The organism is Salinicoccus jeotgali, assembly GCF_039538805.1.
Taxonomy (GTDB): domain Bacteria; phylum Bacillota; class Bacilli; order Staphylococcales; family Salinicoccaceae; genus Salinicoccus; species Salinicoccus jeotgali.
Genome location: NZ_BAABCK010000019.1, coordinates 37685 through 62135 on the forward strand (window position 1 = coordinate 37685; position 24451 = coordinate 62135).

Consider the following 24451-nt stretch of genomic DNA (forward strand, 5'->3'; position numbering starts at 1 on the left):
GTGGGTTTGTGGATAAGTGACTTCACCCCTTGAGATGTGAGTTATCCACATGTTGATAAGCTGTGGGCTGGAATGCACCATTCATCCACACTCTGCACAGGTCTAGCTGATCCTATTTTCTATTTCCTCGAGTTCCTGCTTGAAGGTTTCATCTTCACTCACCATCTTTGATATCTTCTCATGGGCGTGGATGACTGTCGAGTGGTCACGACCCCCGAAAACCTCTCCGATTTTAGGGAGGGAGTAGTCTGTCAATTCCCTGGCAAGATACATTGCAATCTGACGTGGGAAAGCAATTGATTTGGTCCGTTTTTTGGATTCGAAGGCTTCAATCTGAATATCATAGAATGAGGCCACAGCCTCTTGGATATCGGAAATGGTGATTTTCTTTGAGTTCGATTGAGTAACAAGATCTTTCAAAGCTTCAGAGACCATTTCCGGCGTCAACGGTTGATTGACGAGTTTCGAATATGCTGCTACGCGGGTCAATGCGCCTTCCAATTCACGGATATTCGTATGGATGTGATTGGCAATGTAGATCATCGCTTCATTTGGAATTTCAACTTTTTCCTCTTCGCATTTCTTGCGCAATATGGCAATGCGTGTCTCAAGATCAGGTGGTGTAATATCGGTGATCAGTCCCCATTCAAAGCGGGAACGCAACCGGTCTTCCAAAGTCGGGATCTCTTTTGGCGTGCGGTCACTTGAGATGACGATCTGCTTGTTGTCTTCATGCAGTGCATTGAAGGTATGGAAGAATTCTTCCTGGGTGGACTCTTTGCCGGCAAGAAACTGTATGTCGTCAATCAGCAGCACATCAACATTGCGATAGCGGTTCCTGAACTCTTCGGTCTTATTGTCACGAATCGAGTTGATGAATTCGTTGGTGAATTTTTCACTCGACAAGTAGGCGACTTTGGCATTTGGACGATGCTCCAGAACATAATGCCCGATGGCGTGCATCAGATGGGTTTTTCCAAGCCCGACGCCCCCGTATATGAATAATGGGTTGTATGCCTTAGCTGGTGCTTCCGCAACCGCAAGTGATGCAGCATGGCTGAAGCGGTTGCCATTCCCGATGACGAATGTTTCAAATGTATTATTGACGTTTAACTGGGTGTGGACCGGAACTTCAGGTTCAGGCTTTTTCTCAGTTACGGGCTGCATCGGAGTTTCTTCCTCTTCGGTTGTAATCCGAATTTCCGGTTTCTCTCCCATGACTTCATACAACTGCTCTTGGATCAGTCCGCTGTAGTTCTTTTCAAGCCAGTCCCTTTGGAACTGGGTATCTGCCTTGATGACTGCCTTCTCGTTATCGAGATGGATCATGCTCGTTTCCTGAAACCAAGTTTGGTAGCTGGCATTGGCAATCGTACCCTTTATCCCCTTCAGCGTATTTGACCAGATTTCTTTTATACTACTCATACATTCTGTCCTCTTTTCCTATTCACATAATCACAGCGTGTGGATAATGTATTCCACAGTCTTGAATAACTATCCACAAGTTACACACAGTCTGTGGACAAGTACAATTGACAGGACAATTTTTCCACAAAATCATATTCTGAATTATAACGAATAATTGAGATGATATCAACAGTTATAGTGAGATACCCACATTTTCAACAGTTATCCACAAGGCGTTTAGTAACATGTGTGAAACTGGGGATAACTCCGGAATAAGTGTGTGGACATAACTATCCACAAGGATGTTATCCACAAAAGCTATCAACAAAAAAGTTATCCACAATGCGTTTTCTGGCATCTCATGGTGAAAAATGTATTGAAATATGACTGTCCATCTGTTATTCTTTAATAGTTACAATTTTAGAAGCAATCCACAGGCAATAGCATTATGGAGGTGTATTTAATATGGTAAAACGTACTTACCAGCCAAATAAACGTAAACACAGCAAAGTGCACGGTTTCCGTAAAAGAATGAGTACAAAGAACGGACGTAAAGTTTTAGCCCGTCGCAGAAGAAAAGGCAGAAAAGTTCTTTCAGCCTAAATCCTCAAGATCATCTAAAAGGTGATCTTTTTTTGTGCATATGGCGTGCTATTTTATGAAAAAAGGTGTATTTTGTATAATAAAATATCATATGTAAGTGAGCGTAATCAGTGATGAAAAAACGATTCCGAATAAAAAAAGAACATGACTTCCAACTTGTCTTCAAGAAAAGGAAGTCTTTTGCCAATAGACAATTTGTCATCTACTTGTCAGATCATCCGAAAACAAATCATATGAGGGTGGGCATCAGCGTCTCCAAACGCCTGGGGAACGCAGTTAAACGCAACAAAATCAAAAGGCGTATTCGTGTTTTCTTCCAGAAACACCAGGATAGGTTAGAACCAAAGGAATATGTGGTCATCGCCAGACAGCCTGTGAGCAACATGGACTATCATGAGATGGAGAAGTCCTTGGTGCATGTGTTGAAGATCGCCAAATGCATAAAATAAGACGGGGGTTGCCGCCATGTTTAAAATCTATGAGGGTGAAACTGTTGCACGCGCAATTGTTGAAGGCCTTGAAGAGTTGAAGGTATCTGAGGACGATGTGCGGATTGATGTGGAGGATGAAGGAAGGAAAGGCTTTTTTGGCCTCGGGAAGAGGGATGCCGTCATCAAATTGACGGTCATCAATCCCGAGTTGAAGATGTACGGTTCCATCGACTCGTTAATAGCGAGGGAACAATCTCCAAAAACTAATGAGGCATCCTCTGCATATGAAAAATCATCTGCTGACGCCATTGTTTATGCCGAAGAAGTGGGCGATGAGCGGGATAACGATGACAGCAGAGCCGGAAAAGAGGAGCACACTGCAGAAGAAGCCGCTTCGCTCACACAGGGTTACATCATGCAGGTAATCAAGGACATGAACATCGATGCAGAGAGCAGCATGAGTGTTTTACAAAACGAAGTGACCATTGAACTGACTTCTCCCATGGCCGCGAAACTCATCGGCAAAAGAGGCAATACTCTCAATGCCCTGCAGGAGATTGCACAGCAATTCTTCAATACGATATACAAAAGTTATGGGACCATAGTAGTGGACGTTGAAGGCTATAGGAAAAAACGCCGTGAAACCTTGGAGAATCTGGCTGTAAACATGTCAAAAAAGGCATTGCGCAGCGGACAACCGATCCGGCTGGAGCCGATGCCTTCCTCAGAACGAAAAATCATGCATAACGTCCTGAGCCGTGAGAAGGAGATTAATACGTACTCCGAAGGCACTGAGCCGAGGCGTTACATTGTTATAGAAAAGAAGTAAAGGAGCATTGCATCATGCAATTAGAAACCATATCCAGCATATCGACTCCGGTTGGTGAAGGTGCAATCGCAATCGTGCGTCTGTCGGGGGCAGATGCAGTTGAAATCGCAGATCACCTCTATAAAGGTGCGAAGAAGTTGGATGAAGTCGCGTCCCATACAATCAATTATGGTCATATAGTAGACCCTGATACGGGTGAGACGGTTGAAGAGGTCATGGCCGCTGTTATGAGGGCTCCCCGCACCTATACCCGCGAAGACATTGTCGAAATCAATTGCCATGGCGGTATACACACCGTCAATCGTGTACTGCAGTTGACTTTGAAGAACGGTTCCAGAATGGCCGAGCCTGGGGAATTCACCAAGCGTGCTTTCCTGAATGGACGGATTGATCTGTCCCAGGCCGAGGGTGTGATGGACTTCATTCGTTCCAAGACGACTGAAGCGTCAAAAGTGGCCAATCAGCAGATGCAGGGCAGATTGAAAACTTATATCGAAGGGTTGCGCCAGAGGATCCTTACAGTTCTGGCTCAGGTCGAAGTGAACATCGACTATCCTGAATACGATGATGTCGAAGAAGCGACAACTGCCTTCTTGAAAGAAGAATCCGCCAAAATAGAAGCGGAAATTGAGAAGTTGCTGAAGACCAGCGCCCAGGGCAAGATATTGAGGGAAGGGCTCAGCACTGCCATTGTCGGCAAGCCGAACGTCGGGAAGAGTTCCCTGCTGAATTATCTCATCCAGGATAATAAGGCGATCGTTACGGAAGTTGCCGGTACCACCCGGGATATATTGGAAGAATACGTCAACGTCAACGGTATTCCGCTAAAGCTGATCGATACGGCGGGCATTCGCGACACAGATGATATCGTCGAGAAAATCGGGGTCGAACGGAGCAGACAGGCTCTGAAGGAAGCGGAACTGATTCTTTATGTACTGAACAACAATGAACCTTTGACTTCAGAGGATCTCGAGATATTGGATTCCCTGGCAGATCAGAACGTCATCATCATTGTAAACAAGCTGGATCTGGAAGCGAAGCTTGATACCAGTACCCTTCAGTCCAGATATCCCGAGATGCCGATTGTCAGAACATCAATCGTTGAAGGCACCGGGGTGGACGATCTGGAAGATAGGATCGCCACTTTATTCTTCGAAGGTGATATACAGTCCGCAGATTCAACCTATGTATCGAATAACCGTCATATCCATCTGCTTGAACAGGCAAAGGCCGTCATATCGGATGCGATAGAATCGGCAGATATGGATGTGCCGATCGATATCGTCCAGATCGATCTCGTCAAAACGTGGGAACTGCTTGGAGAAGTTATCGGGGAAGATGTCAGCGAACAGCTGATCGACCAGCTCTTCAGCCAGTTCTGTCTTGGAAAATAAAAGGAGGAAAATTATGCCACATAATGTGAAATATGATGTTGTCGTCATCGGTGCAGGCCATGCAGGTGTGGAAGCGGGGCTCGCTTCTGCCAGAAAAGGGCTGCGTACGCTGATGCTGACCATCAACTTGGATAGCATCGCCTTTATGCCATGCAATCCTTCAGTCGGTGGACCGGCAAAAGGTATCGTCGTCCGTGAAGTTGATGCTCTGGGTGGCCAGATGGCCAAAGTAATCGATAAAACCCATATACAAATGCGCATGTTGAATACAGGCAAGGGGCCGGCCGTCCGTGCACTGCGCGCGCAAGCGGACAAAGTGCTCTATCAGCAAGAGATGAAACAAGTTCTAGAGGATGAACCGAACCTCGACATCCTGCAAGGTATGGTGGATGAAATCATCGTTAGAGATGATGTTGTAAAAGGTGTCAGGACAAATATCGGTACAGTCTACGATGCAGATTCAGTCATTGTGACGACCGGAACTTTCCTGCGCGGTGAAATCATCCTCGGAGACTTGAAATATTCCAGTGGTCCGAACCACCAGATGCCGTCAATTCCACTTGCGGATCAGTTGAAAGATCTCGGATTTGAAATTGTTCGATTTAAAACTGGTACACCGCCACGCGTCAATTCGGATTCCATCGATTATTCCAAAACGGAAATACAGCCTGGGGACGATGTTCCCCGCGCCTTCAGCTTCGACACGACCGAGTTCATCATGGATCAGCTGCCTTGCTGGTTGACTTATACATCGGAAGATACACATCTCATCATCAACGACAATCTTCATCTTTCCGCAATGTATTCCGGAATGGTGAAAGGTACAGGGCCGCGCTACTGTCCATCTATAGAGGATAAAGTGGTGCGCTTCAATGATAAGCCACGCCACCAGATATTCCTGGAACCAGAAGGCCGTTCTACGAAAGAAGTGTATGTGCAGGGACTTTCCACAAGCATGCCTGAGAATGTCCAACGCGAAATGCTGTCGTCCGTACCAGGACTTGAAAACGCCAGAATGATGCGCGCCGGTTATGCCATCGAATATGATGCCCTCGTACCGACGCAATTATGGCCAACGCTTGAAACGAAGAAAATCAAAAACCTCTATACTGCCGGACAGATTAACGGTACAAGTGGTTATGAAGAAGCAGCAGGTCAAGGACTCATAGCAGGTATCAATGCCGCGAGCAAACTGCTTGGTGAAGAAGAATTGGTGCTGCGCCGTTCTGATGCCTACATTGGTGTGCTTATAGATGACCTTGTGACGAAAGGCACGAATGAACCGTATAGACTGCTGACTTCCCGTGCAGAGCACCGTCTTTTGTTGAGGCATGACAACGCAGATATGCGCCTGACTGAAATCGGTCATGACATCGGTCTGATTTCAGATGAGAGATACGAAACATTCAAAGCGAAAAAGCAGAATATAGAAGATGAGCTGGAACGATTGAAGAATATCAGGATAAAACCAAATGCACATACGCAATCCATCATTGAAAAAAGAGGCGGCACGCCTTTGAAAGACGGAATTCTCGCCGTCGATCTGCTGAGGCGTCCTGAGATGGACTATGAGTCCATCATGGAGATTCTCGGAGAAGAGCATCCAATCAGACAGGAAGAGTATGAACAAGTTGAGATACAGCTGAAATATGACGGCTACATCAAGAAATCGCTTATGCAGGTGGATAAAGTGAAACGTATGGAGAAGAAGAAAATACCTGCGGATATCGACTATGATGCGATACACTCCCTGGCCACTGAAGCGAGACATAAGCTGAAGACGGTTAAACCGTTGGATATTGCCCAGGCATCCAGAATTTCAGGGGTCAACCCGGCGGATATTTCGATTCTGCTCGTCTATATAGAGCAAGGCAACATCAAGCGGGTGCACGCATGAACGAACAAGAATTCATAGATGCATTGAAACAACAAGGAATAGAGTTGAGCGATGGCCAGATCAACCAGTTCAGAAGGTATTTCAATTTGCTGGTCGAATGGAATGATAAGGTGAACTTGACTGCTGTGACGGATGAAGCGGGTGTATATTTGAAGCACTTCTATGATTCGCTCACCCCTCTATTCCATACTACCGTGCCCGAAGAGGCAAGTATATGTGATGTGGGAGCAGGTGCAGGATTTCCAAGCATCCCGCTAAAAATAGTCAGACCAGACTTAAAGGTGACCATCGTGGATTCTTTGAATAAACGTATCATCTTTTTGAATGAACTGACTGCAGAGCTCGAACTTGATAAGATTCACCTAGTCCACGACCGGGCGGAAACGTTCGGCCAAGGTCCTCAGCGCCATATGTTCGATATTGTGACTGCCCGGGCCGTAGCCCATCTGAATGTCCTTGCCGAATTGTGTCTGCCACTTGTCAGAACAGGCGGACACTTCTTGGTCCTTAAAGGTAAAAAAGGGATGGAAGAGCTCGAGGACAGCGATTTTGCATTAGAGCTGCTGGGGGGTGAAATTATGGACACCCATAATTTCACACTGCCTGAAGAAGACAGCGAGCGTTATATAATCGATATCAAGAAAAAGAGGAAATCACCCAGGAAATATCCCCGTAAACCAGGGACTCCAAATAAATCTCCACTAAAGAAATAGGCAGGTGACATGTGTGAAAAAACCATTTTCAAGACTTTTCGGTCTGATGGATAAAAGTGAAAACCAGCAGGAGAAGGTCTCACTCCAACATCTGCCTATGGAAAATATTGTCCCCAACCGGTATCAACCGCGGACTGAATTCGATCGGGATAGGATCAGGGAGCTGGCTGACTCCATTGAAGAACATGGTCTGCTGCAACCGATAACCGTACGGCCGATTGAAGAAGGCATGTATGAAATTATTGCAGGGGAGCGCAGATTCCGGGCACTGAAGATGCTGAACCGTGAAGAGGCGGAAGTGATCGTCAAATATCTGACGGATACTGAGTCTGCAGCAATCGCCCTGATCGAGAATATCCAGCGGGAGAACCTTTCCAGTATAGAAGAAGCCAGAGCCTACAAAAAACTGCTCAAGATGGATGGCATCACCCAGAAGAACCTTGCCCAAAACTTGGGTAAAAGCCAATCCTTCATTGCGAACAAGCTCAGGCTGCTGAAATTGTCCGAACCAGTCATCGAAGCGCTCCAAAGGCAGGAAATCACGGAGCGGCACGCACGCTCGTTGCTGAGTCTAGAAGATGACCAGCAAGGTGAAGTGTTAGAAGACATCAGAGCCCGTAAGTGGACTGTAAAAGATACTGAAATGGCAGTGAAAAAGAAAATTCAGCCGGCTAATGATGAAATGGACTTCAATCAGGATGCCTCATTCGCCCTCAATGGCTTGAACCGTGAAGTGGAACGGCTCAAGAACAAGGGAGTGGATGTTTCCTGCGAAACTTCTGATACTGCCGATTTTAAAGAGATGACCATCAGAATATATAAATAGACACTCACACATGTGGGTGTCTTTCTCACGTTTTAATTATCAGATCCAAATGATGTATCCTAGGCAAGAACAATTTCATGTAAAATTACGGGGGGCGAAATGAAAATGGAAGAGATCAGAATTTCCGATATCAGACGTAACCCTTATCAGCCCCGTATGGAATTCGATGAAGAAAAATTAGGTGAGCTGGCGGATTCCATCAAGGTGCACGGCGTAATACAACCAATCATCCTCAGGAAATCCATCAAAGGATATGATATTGTCGCTGGAGAAAGGCGTTACCGAGCCAGTCTGATGCTTGGTCGGGAAAGGATTCCAGCAATAGTTAAAGAGATGACGGACGCTGAGATGATGGAGCTTGCCATCATAGAGAATCTGCAGCGTGAAAATTTGAATCCCCTGGAAGAAGCCATGAGCTACAGGGAACTGATGACAGCACTCGACATCACCCAAAATGCAGTGGCAGAAAGACTGGGGAGGTCAAGACCCTACATAGCAAACATGTTGCGGCTGCTCAACCTTCCGCATACAGTGAAGATGTTGATCAATGATGAAAAACTCTCAGGTGCTCATGGTCGGACGCTGCTTGCTTTGAACGATACTCTGCAGATGGAACAGGCAGCACGTTATGCCGTCAAAGAGAAGATGAGTGTGCGTGCACTTGAATCCTACGTAAAAAGCCTTCAACAAAAACCCGTCAGGCAAAAAGTAGAAAACAGTAAACCGCGTTTTATCGAGAAACAGGAAAAGGCCTTGAAGGAACGCTTTGGCACCACGGTGGAAATCAAGAAATCCCGCAAAAAAGGGACAATCTCATTCGAGTTTAAAAATGAAGAGGAATACAGAAGAATCATTGCACTCCTTGAGAAAGAATAATAAATGAAAGCGAAGGTGGAAACAGTGTTCGGCAATATATTGATGGCAACAACAGAAGACCCTCTCACATTCATCGAAGAAATCATGGCGACGATCAAAGATCCAGATATATGGACGGATCTCGCTTCGAAGATCATTTGGTCGATAGTTCTAGTTATCATAGCGATGGTTCTGATCAGAATTGTCAATCGGACAATTGAAAACTTTTTTAAAGTAAAGTCAAAATCCCGTTTGAAGGGTAATGAGAAGCGCAATCAGACATTGATCAATGTATTGGAGAACGCAGCAAGCGTCTTCATATGGTTCGTCATCATCATGATGATCTTTGAAACATTCAGCCTGCCTGTGCGCACGCTCCTTGCCGGTGCCGGAGTGGTTGGTCTCGCTATAGGTTTTGGGGCACAGAGCTTGGTGAAAGATATGATAACCGGTTTCTTCATCCTCCTAGAAAATCAGTTCGATAAAGGCGATTTCGTACGGGTGAACACATCAGGCACGACTGTTGCGGAGGGAGAAGTCATTTCTCTTGGGATGCGTGCTACGAGGATTCAAGGCTGGGAAGGTGAACTCATCAACCTGCCGAACAGTACCATCAATGAAGTTGTGAATTTTTCCAGGTATAATGCGATATCGATGCTCGATATCAATGTATCCGTCTCAGAAGATCTGGATAGGGTGGAACGAATACTTGAGACATATTTTGCTGAGCATTGGCAGGAAGAAGAAATGCTTGTGGCACAGCCAGAATTGTTGGGTCTACAAGGCATAGAGAGCGGTGAAGCAATTATACGTGTAATGCTTGAGACCCAGCCTATGGAACATTTCGGTGTGACGCGGCGTGTAAGGAAGTCGCTCAAAAATCATCTCGAAAGCAAAGGTATCTACATTTCTGTACCTAAAATGGACATACAGGATTATGATGGTAAAATGGCTAAAGATGAAGGTGACAGGTATGGCAAAAAATTATGATCTGAATGATATCGTTGAAATGAAGAAACCACACCCTTGCGGCAGTAGACTCTTTTCTATTACGCGGATGGGTGCAGATATAAAAATCAAATGCAATGAATGCGGGCGGGTCATCATGATGCCGCGCCGCGACTTCGAGAAGAGAATGAAAATGGTAAGAAAAAAATATGAATCGTAAAGGTGATATCAGATGGCTCTGACAGCAGGTATAGTCGGATTGCCGAATGTCGGCAAATCCACATTATTCAACGCAATAACTAAAGCAGGCGCACTCGCGGCAAACTATCCATTCGCTACAATCGATCCGAACGTCGGCATCGTGGAAGTACCAGATGAAAGATTGAACATTTTGACTGAAATGGTCGAACCTAAAAAGACTGTTCCGACAGCATTCGAGTTTACGGATATTGCAGGAATAGTAAAAGGGGCTTCAAAAGGCGAAGGTCTCGGCAACAAATTCCTGGCCCACATCCGCGAAGTGGATGCCATCTGTCAGGTGGTGCGGGCATTCGATGACGATAATGTCACCCATGTGTCCGGAAAAGTGGATCCGATCGATGATATTGAAATCATCAATATGGAACTCATATTTGCAGATCTTGAAAGTATAGAGAAAAGATTGCCGAGACTTGAGAAGATGGCCCGTCAAAAAGACAAGGATGCGATGGCAGAGCGCGATCTTTTGAGCAAAATCAAAGAAGGTCTGGAAAATGACCAGCCGGTCCGTGCATTGGATTTTACGGAAGAAGAGGCGCAAATGGTCAAGACGCTCCACCTTCTGACACAAAAGCCGATGCTTTACGTCGCCAATGTCTCTGAAGAGGATCTTGGTGGTCTGGAAGAGAATGATAACCTGAAAAAAATCCGTGAATACGCAGATAAAGAAGGGTCTGAAGTCATCGTCATCTCAGCGAAAGTAGAAGAGGAGATAGCGGTACTTGAGGAAGACGAGAAAGAGATGTTCCTGGAAGAATTGGGCATAGAGGAATCCGGACTGGATAAGCTCATTAAAGCAACTTATGATCTGCTTGGGCTGGCCACATATTTCACAGCTGGAGTCGAAGAAGTACGTGCTTGGACATTCAGGGAAGGAATGTCTGCACCGGAATGTGCAGGTATCATCCACACCGATTTCCAAAAAGGCTTCATCCGTGCAGAGACCGTAAGCTACGACGACCTGGTCGAAAACGGTAATATGGCAAAAGCCAAGGAAGCGGGCAGGGTGCGCCTGGAAGGTAAGGAGTATATCATGAAGGATGGCGACGTCGTCCATTTCAGATTTAACGTTTAAAAAGATTGTAAAATGAGTCGATGACTGGTATAATTTCAGATTGTGAGTAATGAAAATTATTCCTTGCCTATTTCCAAGGAGATAGGCCGCTAAAGACCATAAGGAGGTGTAGAAGATGAAAGCATATGAAATTCTATATGTGATCCGCCCGAACATTGAAGACGATGCGAAACAAGCGCTTGTTGAGCGTTTTGATAACGTTTTGACTTCACAAGGTGCGGAAATCGTCGAATCAAAAGAGTGGGGTAAACGTCGTCTCGAATATGAGATTGAAGATTTCACTGAAGGACTTTATCACATCATCAAAGTAAATGCAGATGTGGAAGCAACAGATGAATTCGAACGTTTGGCCAAAATTAACAATGATATCATCCGTCATATCATTGTCCGCGACGAACAAGCAGAAAAAAAGTAATAATACAATGGAGTTGATTACATGCTGAACCGTGTTGTACTGGTCGGGCGTCTTACAAAAGACCCTGAACTGAAAGTCAGTCAGAATAATATCTCTGTAGCAACCTTCACTTTGGCAGTCAACCGCCCATTCACAAATGCGAATGGCGAGCGTGGCGCTGATTTCATAAACTGCGTCGTTTTCCGTAAGCAAGCAGAAAACGTCAATCAGTATCTTAAAAAAGGCAGCCTAGCAGGAGTTGACGGCAGGTTGCAGAGCCGTTCCTATGAGAATAAGGAAGGGCAGAGAGTATATGTGACTGAAGTAGTGTGTGATAGTGTACAGTTCCTGGAACCTAAAGGGCAAGGCAGTAATCAACAAAACAATAACTCAGCAGACAGCTATCAGAATGCGTATGGAAATCAGTCCACTGGTTCAAAACCCGCTCAACGTTCCCGTCAGGATTCAGTTGAGGAAAATCCATTTGCCAATGCAGATGGACCGGTCGACATCAGTGATGATGACCTACCATTCTAAAAAGTGCCCGATTTAACGGGTGACTGATTAACGTGTGAGAAGTATGTGTGTGTATAGAATATAGTGTGGATTCTATACGTAAGGCATCCCGGAAATCCGGGATGCCTTTTTTATTTCACAATAATTCCAAGTAAAGCGTTCTATACAGAATCATAAATGGTTATAATGGCAAGTAAGCATATGACAGGATAGGAGATTTACTATGGGCCGTCGCTTTTTTGCCATGATCATCATGACCGCAATTCTATCAGCCGCATGCAGTGGAGGACAGAAGTCTCAATCCGCGCTTACAATTTCTGTAGCAGCGAGCCTCAGCGCTCCGATGGAAGAACTGGAAAAGATTTATGAGAATAATCATCCCGACGTTGAAATCTCATTCAACTTCGGTGGATCAGGTACATTGCAGCAACAGATTTCCAAAGGGGCGCCTGCAGATCTATTCATCTCAGCGGCTTCAGATAAATTTCAACTGTTAATGGACGAGGGTAGGATTGATGAACAAAACAAGACGGTATTGCTCGGAAACTCTCTAGTATTGATTGTACCTGTAGAAGAGGAAGAAGTGTCAATCAGTTCCCTCGATCAGGTGAACAGAATTTCCATCGGGACCCCGGATTCGGTACCAGCTGGCCGCTATGCTGAAGAAGCATTGGGGGGCATGGATATCCTTAAAGAACTTGAAGATGATATCGTGTATGCAAAAGATGTCAAACAAGTGTTATCTTATGTAGAGACAGGTAATGTGGAAGCCGGCATCGTCTACCGGACTGACGCATTGGTGAGTGATAAGGTGGAAATCATTCATGAATTCCCTGCTGGTTCCCATACGACGATAGAATATCCGGCGGGTGTCCTAAAAGAGGCTCCAAATTATGAAGCTGCAGTGGAATTTTATGAGTTTCTCCAGACTGATGCAGCATTGAAGGTGTTTGAAAGCTATGGATTCACTATTAAATAGTATAACGTGGGAGGCATTTTTCGATCCCATCAGACTCTCCATAAGAGTATCGCTGATTGCTTTTATCATTGTAGTCATTTCAGGCACGCTTATGGCAAAGTGGATGACATCACGGACGTTTCCTGGACAATCCATCATTGAAACACTCATCATGCTGCCGCTCGTGCTGCCACCGACGGTCGTCGGTTTTTTGCTGATTGTCCTATTTGGCAATGACGCGCTGCTCGGATCATGGATAATTTGGCTGTTTGATCAGCCGGTCATCTTTACCTGGTATGCCGCTGTCATCGCCAGTGCAGTAGTGGCGTTTCCACTCATGTACCAATCAGCAAAGGCTGGTTTTGAGAATGTGGATCATGATATAGAAGAAGCTGCTAAGGTAGATGGTGCAGGCCGTTTCCAGACTTTTTTCCGTATTTCGGTTCCACTCGCTTCAAAAGCGCTTTTTGCGGGTGGCGTACTGAGTTTTGCCAGGGCGTTAGGCGAATTCGGCGCGACACTTATGTTTGCGGGAAACATCCCGGGTCGTACACAGACAGTACCAACGGCAATATACATCGCCCTCGATTCAGGAAAGATGACGCTGGCATGGATGTGGGTCATTACTATCGTCATCATTTCTTTCATCATGATGTATTTTGTCAGGGTCAGAAATCGGTGATCCACCTGGCGCCATAATTGTGTAATTATATTCGACAAATGATATAATCCACCAATTGACATAGGAAACAATAGTGTGTACAATATAGCATGCACATACACTTATACACGTTCATCAGGAAATAACGAAATTATAGATTTGGATTTATGAATGCAGTAGCCACACACTGCTGCGTCATCCATTCAATCTGTAGAGGAGGAAAAAATCATGGCAGGTCCAAGAAGAGGCGGTCGCCGTCGTAAAAAGGTTTGCTACTTCACAGCTAATGGTATTACACACATTGACTATAAAGAAGTAGATCTCCTTAAAAAGTTCATTTCAGAACGTGGTAAAATTCTTCCAAGACGTGTAACAGGTACTTCTGCGAAGTATCAGCGCCAGCTTACAAAAGCAATCAAACGCGCACGTCATATGGCATTGCTTCCATATGTTAAGGAAGAACAATAATATAAGCTAAATGAAAACCCCTTGATATCAATAGTATCAAGGGGTTTTCCTATGTCTAAATTTGATTTTCAGGTGAGGTAAATAAAGAGTCTCCCGGAACTAAAGCTCGATGAATGAAGAAATTATCGTAGGAGCAACTCTCCTGATCACAATGGTGGTTGTTTATAGGAGAGTTGCTGATAAACAAGAACCTCAAGTTAAAAATTCCTGGTGGGGAAGGTACCAACTGATTAAAATCCTCTTCCGTCTCTTTAACGGTCAGTTCTGCTGCTTTAGGGACCAACTCATCAAACTTAATTGTAACGTTTTCCATGTCATCACCACCTCCCTTTAAGGAGAGTACCAATTGATATCAAAAGGTTTCCTCCCTCTTTTAACGTCCAACTGTCCAGCCACCGTCTACTTTAATTTCAGCTCCCTGCATATAGTCGGATTCGTCCGAAGCCAGGAAAACGGCTACGGCGGCTATTTCATCCGGTTTGCCGGCTCTGCCTGCAGGAATATCTTTTAGCCTTTCATCTTGGATGCCTTCAGTCATGGGCGTCTCAATGAATCCTGGAGCGATTAAATTGGATTTGATGCCTTTATGGCCGAAATCATAGGCCAATTGTTTTGTGAAACCGCTGATGGCATGTTTACTCGTTACATAAGTGTTGCCACCCGCACCAGCGACAAATGTCGATTGTGATCCGACATTGATGATGGAACCTTTGCCCTTATCTAAAAGTATGGGCATGATTGCTTTTGTGACAAGGTATGGCCCTTTAACATTCACATCCATCAATTTATCAAAATCCGCTTCATCCGTTTCAATGATGTTGTTGTAGGCATCATGGATGCCTGCCCCGTTATACAGCACATCAATAGTACCGTATTCCTTCACTATTTTATCAACGCCATCTTTAACCGAAGCTGTATTTGTTATATCCATTTGTACGAAGATCGCCTCTCCGTTTTCTTTTTCGATATCTGTAACGATGCTTTGGGCGTGCGCTTCATTGGTTCCGACTACAGCGACCTTGGCATCTTCTTTTGAGAACATTTTAGCCGTAGCTTCGCCAAGTCCTGACGTACCTCCTATTACTACTGCCACTTTGTTGTCTAATCTTCCCATTCTTTTCTCCTCCTTGATTATTTTAAAGTCCCATTATCTCTAAATGAATCCAAAACTATCATCGATACCTATCTATTGGGGATAGTAATGAATAAATCCCCACGGCTTGGCACCGTAGGGAAGGGCAATCGTTAAAAATCATTCCTCTTATCATTCTCATCTGTGCGCCTACGTTCTATAGATTCGTCGTGAGAATCCGGTGTCACGGTTTTGTCGACATGTATCTCTTGTGTACCGGTTTCGTCTTTATCATTACGCCCTGTGAACGTCCTGCGGGAATTAGGCTCTACAGTTTTATTGACGTGTACTTCTTGTGTACCAGTTTCGTCTCTAGCTCCATGCTTCGTAGGGGCGTTATCGGGATCAGGTTCCACAGTTTTGTCGACGTAGACTTCCTGTGTGTCGGTCTGGTCTCCATCTTTTTCATCAGTATCCGGATTTGACGATGATTCTCCTTCAAATGAATCTTCCATATGATGGGTATCGACCAAATCTTGATTACGAGGTGTTTCAGACATCTCCTCATCTATGATACGAGTTTTCTCTTTCTCATTATCGTCCAACTTGCTTGTGGCATATACACTGCCTGGAGTGGAATCAGGCATGTTCGGAGTCTGTCCTTTATCGACACGGTTTTCATCCGTTTCAAGAAGTGGATCTGTCGGAGCATCAATCGTAGCTCCTTTTTCTTCGTCACTAACATAAAGCAGGATTTTCCCACTGTCCAGTGCTTCTTTATATTCCTTTTCTTCTTCAGTGCTGAGATTCAATTCAGTCATTACGTGGTCTTCAGGATTTTCAGATGAGAACCAGGCGACGATTTTGTCCCAAGTGGTTCCGTCGGCATTCTTGTAATTGACATCATTATAATTTACAGAAGCCCCTTCGATATTTTGACTGGAAATCACCGTCATCTGCTTCTCTTTGATACCTTCTGCCTTCAATCCTTCGATTCTACCTGTCAATTCCTGTTCGCTCAAAAATGTTTCAATCTTACGCATCGTCCATCCCTCCATCTTATTGGGTTCAATCATCATCTACATATACTGGAATATAAATTGGCTTGAATACATCCTGCTGTTTAGTAGGTTTTTCATACAATATTCATATACCCTGCACAATTGGGCATAAACTCCCCTTCATAATTTGATGGACGCATCACCTCATGCTGTGGAATAATATCAAAAAGGGGTGACATTTATTGGAAAGTGTCGGAAGTAGAATCAGTATGAGAAGAAAGATGATCGGATTATCCCAAACTGCCTTAGGCAGAGGGATCGTCTCTCAATCAGTAATCTCAAGGTTGGAAAATGATCAATTTGACATATCGTTGGATAAATTGATGCGTATAATGGAGCGATTGAATCTAAGCCTCCATGATGTGTTCTGTAATGGGGAGAAGACACCTGCAAAAATGATGCAAGAAGCGTTGGATACAGCAAGAAGAGAGCAGGATTTCGTTAAAATCAAAAGTATATTGGAGAAGCATGATCAAAAAACCTGGAGTCAGACGCCAGATCTTGAAGGGTATAAACATTGGCATGAAGGTTTGATAGAGTATTCCAAAGGACATCTGGAAGTGGCTCAGGAGAAAATTTCCCGGGCAATAGAAAAGAATATAACAAATGAATGGATGTATGAAGCGGTAGCGGAAATGTATCTGGATAAGGGGAACATCCACCATTTGCTGGGAAAAGAAGGCATCGATTTCTATAAGGAAGCCGAGGCCTACTATCAGAAGTCAGGACGGAAATCCTATAGATTAATCGTGAAGATACTTTATAATTTGAGCACTGCATACTGCAGACAAGAAGAATATAGTAAGGTGATGAAATACTCGGATAAAAGTATAGAAATTTTAAATAGACATGAATCGACTTATCTCATGTGTGAAACGCTCTGTAACCAGTCCGTCGCCGAGTTTCATCTGGGTAATGAGTCAAAGGCCTTAAAAATAATTGATGAAAGTAGACATTTATTCAGAATGGGTAGGAAACTGGAAATGGTAATCCAATTGAATAATTATTCTGAGGAGAATATTTGAGGTAACTAGCTATCTTATTCATAAAGCGCAATTTAAAATATGGATAGGATGCTGAAAGCATCTAATACAAGGGGGAATTAATATGAAGGATGTCCATCAGAAAGAATCTGTTGTGCCAAGTGTTCTGGATAAGCTAAAAAAGAAGTGTGTGCAAGAATCGAGAAGGGGCCGGTCGAATGGGTACAGATGTCTGGATTGTATCTTCTAGATGAACGGATTGAATAATAAGAGCATTCGATTATTGATTTTTAATCAGTTCAAATTGTTTAGTATACTTGAACCTTCCAATAAGGAATCCTATAAGTATTATATGGATATTCTTACAGAAGGAATCATAAAACACTATCCTGATATTTTGGAGTGCATCTGCAGTGAAGGGGATGAAGTGCGGTCAGAAATTTCGGACGAAGTCGATCTGCTTATTGAAATGTTCAATAAGATTGAAAGTGCAGTCAACCTCATGGAAAAAAGCCAAAAAAGAATCATAACCGATAAATATCATGTGCATTTCAATGGTTTTGACCCTGACAATAATAAAGAAATTCAGCATTATACATATTTTAATTTTCTGAAGCGGTATGGGAAAGTGTGTGGGGAAGAAAGAAGTGATGCTTTCAATCTTTCACTGCATCACTATAGGTGGATGATCAAAAAGTATGAACCATATATGCATTCCAACAGTCTTTCTGTGAAACAGATAAAACGCATATGTTTGAAGAAAGGGGATGAGTCACAAGTTTTGAGACCCATCTACCGCGATTTCTCAGAAGCAGCCGTAGGCCATGGTATGCATGCCATAAAAGAGCCTGAATTATACCTGAACGATAATTAAAATATAAAAATACGATTCGGTCCATTGCCGAATCGTATTTTTATTCTAAGTCTCTGGTACTTTCCTTGAAATCAGCTTCTGCACTCTCTGTCCTTTCGTCTCCATCTTCTTCCCTTTCTTTCTTTTCAAGATCAGAATAGATGAGTAGATAGTTGCCTTGGCTTATTTTGAAAAGATATTTTTCGATCTCGTCCTCATCGAGTTCAAAATCATGAAGATAGCGCTCGGCGGGTTCATTTCTAGATAATATCTCCTTTAAACCCCTCTCGTCAGGCACATGCATATGAAAGTGGACTTCCATATATTCGAGTGCATCAAATTCAAGATCATCTCTTCCTAGGAGATGTATATCATCTTCATAGTAGTCTTCAGCTTTCAACTGTGTAATCCGATCTAGCACCGATTCTTGACTATCGTAGAGTTCAAAAAAGTTCACAACGGCCACCTCATATCTTCTATTAGCTTTTCATGATGTTTTCCCTTTGCAGCGAACTTATAAACTTAAATATCCATTGTTTAAATTTTCGTCATTTTCTACATATTAGCAAATGCATTGTTAATGCTGCTGCTTTTTGCTATCATAAATAATTAAATATTTTATTTCATATAATCATAATGATATGGATTATGAGTTTCTATGCTTTACCTTAAATGAAGCTACTATGGAATAACAAGTGAATGTCCGAATGGGGCTGTTTTTTCATTGTTCCTATCATATGTGTTTTATTGAGGTGCACTAATTCAAATAGGAGGCAATAAAATGTGGGAAAGTAAGTTCGAAAAAGAAGGTTTGACATTCGATGATGTGCTGCTTATGCCAGCTCATTCAGAAGTACTGCCTAAAGGAGTGGACTTGTCAGTCCAGCTCTCGGAAAAGATTAAGCTCAACATTCCAGTATTGAGCGCAGGCATGGATACCGTCACGGAATCTGCAATGGCGATTGCCCTTGCACGTCAGGGCGGCCTCGGTGTCATCCACAAAAACATGTCGATCGAACGCCAACGAGACGAAGTCCAAAAGGTTAAACGTTCAGAAAATGGCGTCATCACGGACCCATTCTTCCTGACCAAAGAAGAACAAGTCTTTGCGGCAGAACATCTGATGGGTAAATACAGAATTTCTGGCGTACCGATAGTAAACGATCCCGATGAGAAGAAACTGATCGGCATCATCACCAACCGTGACCTTAGATTCATAGAAGACTACTCCAAACCGATAGATGACGTCATGACGAAGCACAATCTTGTCACTGCTGGCGTTGGAACAACCCTGAAGGAAGCAGCCCAGATTCTTCAAGAGTACAGGATTGAAAAACTGCCCCTAGTTGATGAAAATAACATATTAAAAGGCCTCATCACGATAAAAGATATCGAAAAGGTTATAGAATTCCCTCAAGGTGCAAAAGATGATCAGGGACGCTTATTGGTAGCAGCAGCCATCGGTATCGCAAGAGAGACCGACAAGCGTGCAGAAGAGTTGATTTCAGCGGGTGTCGACGCACTTGTCATCGATACGGCCCACGGCCATTCAGAAGGCGTGCTGAATTCAATAGCAGATATACGCAAGAAATTCCCAGACATCACTCTTATTGCAGGTAACGTGGCGACTGCCGAAGGTACGAAAGCACTAATCAATGCAGGAGTGGATGTAGTCAAAGTAGGCATTGGCCCAGGTTCAATCTGTACAACGCGTGTCGTTTCAGGTGTCGGTGTCCCACAAATCACAGCCATCTATGATGCTGCGACAGAAGCGCGTAAACACGGTAAAGCTATAATCGCAGATGGCGGCATAAAACTATCCGGTGATATCGTCAAGGCGCTCGCAGCGGGCGGACATGCTGTAATGCTCGGCAGCCTTCTGGCGGGAACAAGCGAATCCCCAGGCGATACCGAGATATTCCAGGGCAGAAGATATAAGACCTATCGCGGCATGGGCTCTCTCGGCGCCATGGAACAAGGCTCGAAAGACCGTTATTTCCAGGAAGATTCTGAAGCTAAAAAATTCGTTCCTGAAGGCATAGAAGGCCGTACGGAGTACAAAGGCCCACTTAGTGATACAGTCTATCAGCTAATGGGTGGCCTTAGATCGGGTATGGGTTATACCGGATCTGCGAACCTTCAGGAATTGAGGGAAGAATCGCAATTCATTAAAATCACAGGTGCTGGGATGGTCGAAAGTCATCCACATGATGTACAGATTACTAAAGAATCCCCAAACTATTCTAGATAGGAGCACTGTTTAAAGATGGAAATGGCTAAAGAACAAGAACTGATCCTGGTAATCGATTACGGCAGTCAATACAACCAACTCATTACAAGACGCATCAGAGATCTCGGAGTCTACAGTGAGCTCCATAACCCGAGCATTACACTTGAAGAGATAAAAGAGTTGAATCCACAAGGCATCATTCTCTCCGGTGGCCCACGCTCTGTCTATGCTGACAATGCCTGGACAGTCGATCCTGGAGTGTTCGATTTGGATATACCAGTGCTCGGCATCTGCTATGGCATGCAACTCATCACGCATCTTAATGGTGGGGAAGTAATCGCCTCTAACGAAAGAGAGTTTGGTGCGACCAATATCACTTTAGACTCTGAAGTGGAATCTCCATTATTCAAAGGACTCAATGAAGTTGAGACTGTCCTTATGAGCCACAGTGATAAAGTTACCCGCATCCCTGAAGACTATATAAAGATAGCTGAAACATCGAATTGCCAGTACGCTGGTATCCAGCATAGAGATAAGGATATCTACGGAGTGCAGTTCCATCCCGAGTCCAAACACACGGAGAACGGAGATACATTCATCAAAAACTTCATCCGGGATATATGTGAATGTCATGGTGAGTGGACGATGGATAATTTCATCGATATCGAAATTGAAAAGATCCGTGAAACAGTCGGCGATCGGAAAGTGCTTTGTGCCATGAGTGGCGGAGTCGATTCCTCCGTTACAGCAGTATTGATGCACAGGGCAATCGGCGATAATCTCACGTGCATCTTCGTCGATCATGGACTCCTTAGAAAAGGTGAAGCGGAAATGGTTATGGAACACTTTGGTGAAGGTTTCAATATGAACATCATCAAAGTGGATGCGAAAGACCGGTTCATGAACAAACTTAAAGGCGTCAGCGATCCAGAACAAAAGCGCAAGATCATCGGCAACGAGTTCATCTATGTATTTGATGATGAAGCATCCAAACTTGAAGATGTGGACTTCTTGGCGCAAGGTACACTGTATACGGATATCATCGAATCCGGTACAGAAACTGCAACAACCATCAAATCCCATCATAATGTAGGCGGCTTGCCTGAAGATATGCAGTTCAAGCTGCTCGAGCCGCTCAATACATTATTCAAGGACGAAGTGCGCGAACTCGGCATCGAGCTTGGGATTCCTGAACACCTCGTATGGAGACAACCATTCCCAGGCCCTGGTCTCGGCATCAGAATCCTAGGTGAAATCACTGAAGAGAAGCTTGAAATCGTCCGTGAAAGCGATTGGATCCTACGCGATGAGATCGCTAAAGCAGGGCTCGATCGGGAAATATGGCAGTACTTCACTGTACTTCCAGACATCCGTTCAGTCGGTGTGATGGGCGATTACAGGACATACAGCCACACCATCGGCATCCGGGCCGTTACAAGCATCGACGGTATGACGAGTGAGTTCGCTAAGATTGACTGGGATGTGCTCGAGCGCATATCCAAACGCCTCGTCAATGAGAGCGAGCAGATCAACCGGGTCGTATATGACATTACAAGTAAACCACCTGCCACGATCGAGTGGGAGTAGGGGAAAAGAACGAATCAAATTGGCCACTGTGCTAGATACTTCTCTACTATTTACTTCTTATCTTTGTTGCCGTGAGTATTTGATCAAATAAAAAATACAAGAAGTATAAAAGGAGCTAAATCTCGAAGGATTTAGCTCCTTTTCTTTTTCATTTTTATAGCAAAATATGAGGTAGCGATAGAAATAAGAAATCGAGATCTAATGGTAATAGTTTTGCGTGGATTAAATTCTCAGGTCTCGATATTTAGCATATGAATAGCATCATCTTCAGGAAATATATTCGATAAAGATTCTACTGTGCTTCGCATGCCTGTTTAATATCTTGGAGGTCTTGTTCGAGTGTTTTGCCCATGGATTTCTTCATCATATTACCAAAAACTTTAGACATCGTCTTAGATATAAAAGTCGTACCTCGTCCTTCAAATGACATTTCAAGGATTACGCTATCCCCATCTTCTGTAATCGTGAGGCAGGATACATAAATTGCACCATGGTTCTCTGCTCTCGTCTTATAGTAGTGGTTTTGCTGATATTCGGTAATCCACATCACTTCATAAGATTCTTTCCCAAATATTCTTCTTGTTTCTTTCCATTTGAGACCAACAAGATCATCGCCGGCTGGCGTAATTATTTCTATATCAGTGATGCCTCCGATAAAATCAGAAGAGTGTTCAATATCCGTAATTATCGCCCATACTTTTTCTTTTGTGTTATTAATTTTAACTTTTTTCGATACTATCATATACTAACCTCCATATTTTGAGAGATGAGAAACCTTGTTTTAATCATATTTTTCCAGAGCAAAAATTATTATTAACTAAATATCATTGTATTCTCAATTGACACTCTTTTCAGTTAATAGTAACATACCTTTAAATAACCGAATCTATTCTAGAGTAGAATTTTGTTTATTTCATCATAACTAAAAGAAGGAGGATAATATGAAGAAATCTAATGAAAATGAATTAGAGGATAACCATCCGAAAAAAAGACGTTTTGCGATGCCAGATGCTTTCATCATAATATTTGGTATTGCTTTTTTATCGGCAATTGCGACTTATATCGTACCGGCTGGGTCTTATGAGCGCGAAGAAGTAGGCGGTATTACACAAGCTATACCAGACAGTTTCAGTTTCACAGAATCCAATCCTACATCTTTACTGGATCTATTTCTTGCTATTCAACAAGGAATGATAGAATCGGGTAACATTATTTTCCTTATTTTTATGATAGGCGGGGCCGTAGCTGTTTTGGATGCTTCTGGAGCGATTGATGCAGGAATAAATGCTCTGGTTAGAAAAACCAAGGGAAATACGATGCTGCTCATCGCCTCGGTTACAACGATTTTCGGTATCATCTGTACAGTTGGCGTTGCTTCAAATGCGGTAATTGCTTTTATCCCATTGGGAATTGGACTTGCAAAAGCTCTGAAGTTGGATGCGATTGCTGGTGTAGCAATTGTCTATCTCGGATTTTATGCAGGAAATACGGCAGGAGTTCTGGAACCGACCATACTGGGTGTCGCACAGACTATTGCTGAATTGCCACTATTCTCTGGTCTTCTTCTGCGTTTGGCAGTATTCATAGTATTGATGGCTGTGACCATTCTATACATCGTCCGCTACATAAATAAAATCAGTAAGGATCCATCGCTCAGTCTGATGGGTAATACGCCCTTCACCATCAGTTCTGATGAAGATGATGCTAGACAGGCGAATCAATCCTTTACCAAAAAGCATGTTGCAGTTATTTTTGTATTCTTGATTTTTATAGGCATATTCCTATTCGGTGCACTGAGATTGGGATGGTCAGTAAATGAATTGTCAGCAATTTTCATCATGATGGCTATCGTCGTTGCAGCAGTAGACAGAATAACACCTAATGAATTCATCAGAAGGTTCATGAATGGTGCTAAAGCAATCACTTATGGAGCACTCGTTGTAGGTATTGCGCGTGCAGTCATCGTAGTGATGCAAGAAGGCAATATCATGGATACGATTGTATATGCTGCTTTGACACCATTGGAATCAATGGGTGTGGGTTTCGGTGCAATGGCACTTTATGCTTTCAACTTGCTTTTTAATCTGCTGGTTACCTCCGGAACAGGCCAGGCATCTATTGTCATGCCACTGATGGTGCCACTTGTTGATATGCTCGACATTACTCGCCAAACAGGTGTTTTAGCAATGAAATTGGGTGATGGAATTACTAATATCATAACACCTACCTCGGGCGTTCTTATGGCAGTTTTAGCTGTTGGTGGCGTTTCTTGGACCAGATGGTTCCGCTTCATCTATCCACTTGTCCTGATATGGGTAGGAGTAGGGGCAATATTTATGCTCCTTGCGGTCATGATCGATTATGGTCCGTTTTAAAATTTTTCGGTAATGATTTCCAGTAACAATAAAAGCATAAAAGTATTTGTAAACAGA

At 43.6% G+C, this 24451-nt stretch carries 27 protein-coding genes and 1 riboswitch; of the genes, 21 read left to right on the plus strand and 6 right to left on the minus strand.

Features of this window, described 5'->3' with window-relative positions; translation table 11 throughout:
- Positions 1–102: 102 nt before the first annotated feature.
- Positions 103–1425: a chromosomal replication initiator protein DnaA gene (dnaA, locus tag ABD734_RS04875; protein ID WP_344701963.1), complete on the minus strand. Its 1323-nt coding sequence runs from the start codon at positions 1423–1425 to the stop codon at positions 103–105.
- Between the two features lie 447 nt (positions 1426–1872).
- On the opposite strand from dnaA, the gene rpmH reads away from it, so the two are divergent.
- The 16 genes from rpmH (at position 1873) to rpsR (ending at position 14233) form a co-directional block, all read left to right on the plus strand.
- Positions 1873–2010: a 50S ribosomal protein L34 gene (rpmH, locus tag ABD734_RS04880; protein ID WP_000240855.1), complete on the plus strand. Its 138-nt coding sequence runs from the start codon at positions 1873–1875 to the stop codon at positions 2008–2010.
- 113 nt (positions 2011–2123) lie between these two features.
- Complete coding sequence (rnpA, locus tag ABD734_RS04885) at positions 2124–2459, plus strand: ribonuclease P protein component (protein ID WP_344702027.1); 336 nt, start codon at positions 2124–2126, stop codon at positions 2457–2459.
- Positions 2460–2475: 16 nt separating this feature from the next.
- Complete coding sequence (jag, locus tag ABD734_RS04890; RefSeq protein ID WP_344701969.1) at positions 2476–3270, plus strand: RNA-binding cell elongation regulator Jag/EloR; 795 nt, start codon at positions 2476–2478, stop codon at positions 3268–3270.
- Between the two features lie 14 nt (positions 3271–3284).
- A complete protein-coding gene (mnmE, locus tag ABD734_RS04895) occupies positions 3285–4664 on the plus strand; it encodes a tRNA uridine-5-carboxymethylaminomethyl(34) synthesis GTPase MnmE (protein WP_344701971.1) in 1380 nt (459 codons plus the stop codon).
- Positions 4665–4677: 13 nt separating this feature from the next.
- The gene (gene mnmG, locus ABD734_RS04900; RefSeq protein WP_344701973.1) at positions 4678–6561 is read left to right on the plus strand and encodes a tRNA uridine-5-carboxymethylaminomethyl(34) synthesis enzyme MnmG; all 1884 of its coding nucleotides are present in this window, start codon (positions 4678–4680) and stop codon (positions 6559–6561) included.
- Positions 6558–7274: a 16S rRNA (guanine(527)-N(7))-methyltransferase RsmG gene (gene rsmG, locus ABD734_RS04905; protein ID WP_344701974.1), complete on the plus strand. Its 717-nt coding sequence runs from the start codon at positions 6558–6560 to the stop codon at positions 7272–7274. The genes mnmG and rsmG overlap by 4 nt, the downstream gene beginning before the upstream one ends.
- A 13-nt stretch (positions 7275–7287) precedes the next feature.
- Entirely contained in the window at positions 7288–8100 is an 813-nt protein-coding gene (locus ABD734_RS04910) for a ParB/RepB/Spo0J family partition protein (protein WP_344701975.1), read from the plus strand.
- Positions 8101–8205: 105 nt separating this feature from the next.
- Positions 8206–8976 carry a ParB/RepB/Spo0J family partition protein gene (locus tag ABD734_RS04915; protein ID WP_344701976.1) on the plus strand — a complete coding sequence of 257 codons (771 nt, stop codon included), beginning with the start codon at positions 8206–8208 and terminating at the stop codon, positions 8974–8976.
- Positions 8977–8979: 3 nt separating this feature from the next.
- Entirely contained in the window at positions 8980–9945 is a 966-nt protein-coding gene (locus tag ABD734_RS04920; protein WP_344701977.1) for a mechanosensitive ion channel family protein, read from the plus strand.
- A complete protein-coding gene (locus ABD734_RS04925; RefSeq protein WP_344701979.1) occupies positions 9929–10123 on the plus strand; it encodes a DUF951 domain-containing protein in 195 nt (64 codons plus the stop codon). Before ABD734_RS04920 ends, ABD734_RS04925 begins: the two co-directional genes overlap by 17 nt.
- 12 nt (positions 10124–10135) lie before the next feature.
- Entirely contained in the window at positions 10136–11236 is a 1101-nt protein-coding gene (gene ychF / locus ABD734_RS04930; protein WP_344701981.1) for a redox-regulated ATPase YchF, read from the plus strand.
- Between the two features lie 115 nt (positions 11237–11351).
- Positions 11352–11651, plus strand: coding sequence for a 30S ribosomal protein S6 (rpsF, locus tag ABD734_RS04935; protein WP_344701983.1), 300 nt, complete (start codon positions 11352–11354; stop codon positions 11649–11651).
- Positions 11652–11672: 21 nt separating this feature from the next.
- Positions 11673–12167, plus strand: coding sequence for a single-stranded DNA-binding protein (gene ssb, locus ABD734_RS04940; protein ID WP_344701985.1), 495 nt, complete (start codon positions 11673–11675; stop codon positions 12165–12167).
- Positions 12168–12369: 202 nt separating this feature from the next.
- Positions 12370–13125, plus strand: a complete 756-nt coding sequence (gene modA / locus ABD734_RS04945) for a molybdate ABC transporter substrate-binding protein (RefSeq protein WP_344701987.1) — start codon at positions 12370–12372, stop codon at positions 13123–13125.
- Complete coding sequence (modB, locus tag ABD734_RS04950; protein ID WP_344701989.1) at positions 13106–13786, plus strand: molybdate ABC transporter permease subunit; 681 nt, start codon at positions 13106–13108, stop codon at positions 13784–13786. Before modA ends, modB begins: the two co-directional genes overlap by 20 nt.
- 204 nt (positions 13787–13990) lie before the next feature.
- The gene (gene rpsR, locus ABD734_RS04955) at positions 13991–14233 is read left to right on the plus strand and encodes a 30S ribosomal protein S18 (RefSeq protein WP_344702029.1); all 243 of its coding nucleotides are present in this window, start codon (positions 13991–13993) and stop codon (positions 14231–14233) included.
- Between the two features lie 55 nt (positions 14234–14288).
- On the opposite strand, the gene ABD734_RS04960 is transcribed toward rpsR, so the two are convergent.
- The 3 genes from ABD734_RS04960 to ABD734_RS04970 all read right to left on the minus strand — a co-directional run bounded on the left by ABD734_RS04960 (position 14289) and on the right by ABD734_RS04970 (position 16348).
- Positions 14289–14546 (minus strand): hypothetical protein, encoded by a 258-nt coding sequence (locus tag ABD734_RS04960; RefSeq protein ID WP_344701990.1) that lies wholly within the window; start codon positions 14544–14546, stop codon positions 14289–14291.
- 60 nt (positions 14547–14606) lie between these two features.
- On the minus strand, positions 14607–15347 hold the full coding sequence (locus tag ABD734_RS04965) for an SDR family NAD(P)-dependent oxidoreductase (protein WP_344701992.1): 741 nt from the start codon (positions 15345–15347) through the stop codon (positions 14607–14609).
- Positions 15348–15478: 131 nt separating this feature from the next.
- On the minus strand, positions 15479–16348 hold the full coding sequence (locus tag ABD734_RS04970; RefSeq protein ID WP_344701994.1) for a general stress protein: 870 nt from the start codon (positions 16346–16348) through the stop codon (positions 15479–15481).
- A 200-nt stretch (positions 16349–16548) separates the two neighbouring features.
- On the opposite strand from ABD734_RS04970, the gene ABD734_RS04975 reads away from it, so the two are divergent.
- Both ABD734_RS04975 and ABD734_RS04980 read left to right on the plus strand, forming a co-directional pair.
- Positions 16549–17391 (plus strand): helix-turn-helix domain-containing protein, encoded by an 843-nt coding sequence (locus ABD734_RS04975; RefSeq protein ID WP_344701996.1) that lies wholly within the window; start codon positions 16549–16551, stop codon positions 17389–17391.
- 241 nt (positions 17392–17632) lie between these two features.
- The gene (locus ABD734_RS04980) at positions 17633–18223 is read left to right on the plus strand and encodes a YfbU family protein (protein WP_344701998.1); all 591 of its coding nucleotides are present in this window, start codon (positions 17633–17635) and stop codon (positions 18221–18223) included.
- A gap of 40 nt (positions 18224–18263) precedes the next feature.
- Here ABD734_RS04980 and ABD734_RS04985 read toward each other — a convergent pair whose 3' ends face one another.
- Positions 18264–18659: a hypothetical protein gene (locus ABD734_RS04985; RefSeq protein ID WP_344702000.1), complete on the minus strand. Its 396-nt coding sequence runs from the start codon at positions 18657–18659 to the stop codon at positions 18264–18266.
- A gap of 146 nt (positions 18660–18805) precedes the next feature.
- Positions 18806–18906, plus strand: a riboswitch (purine riboswitch).
- Positions 18907–18983: 77 nt separating this feature from the next.
- Here ABD734_RS04985 and guaB point away from each other — a divergent pair.
- Together guaB and guaA are read left to right on the plus strand one after the other, a co-directional pair.
- Positions 18984–20453: an IMP dehydrogenase gene (gene guaB, locus ABD734_RS04990; RefSeq protein ID WP_344702002.1), complete on the plus strand. Its 1470-nt coding sequence runs from the start codon at positions 18984–18986 to the stop codon at positions 20451–20453.
- 15 nt (positions 20454–20468) lie between these two features.
- Positions 20469–22019 carry a glutamine-hydrolyzing GMP synthase gene (guaA, locus tag ABD734_RS04995; protein ID WP_344702004.1) on the plus strand — a complete coding sequence of 517 codons (1551 nt, stop codon included), beginning with the start codon at positions 20469–20471 and terminating at the stop codon, positions 22017–22019.
- A gap of 292 nt (positions 22020–22311) precedes the next feature.
- On the opposite strand, the gene ABD734_RS05000 is transcribed toward guaA, so the two are convergent.
- Positions 22312–22761, minus strand: coding sequence for an SRPBCC family protein (locus ABD734_RS05000; RefSeq protein WP_344702006.1), 450 nt, complete (start codon positions 22759–22761; stop codon positions 22312–22314).
- Between the two features lie 199 nt (positions 22762–22960).
- Here ABD734_RS05000 and ABD734_RS05005 point away from each other — a divergent pair, with 199 nt between their 5' ends.
- Positions 22961–24394 carry a YfcC family protein gene (locus ABD734_RS05005; RefSeq protein ID WP_344702008.1) on the plus strand — a complete coding sequence of 478 codons (1434 nt, stop codon included), beginning with the start codon at positions 22961–22963 and terminating at the stop codon, positions 24392–24394.
- Positions 24395–24451: the final 57 nt, after the last annotated feature.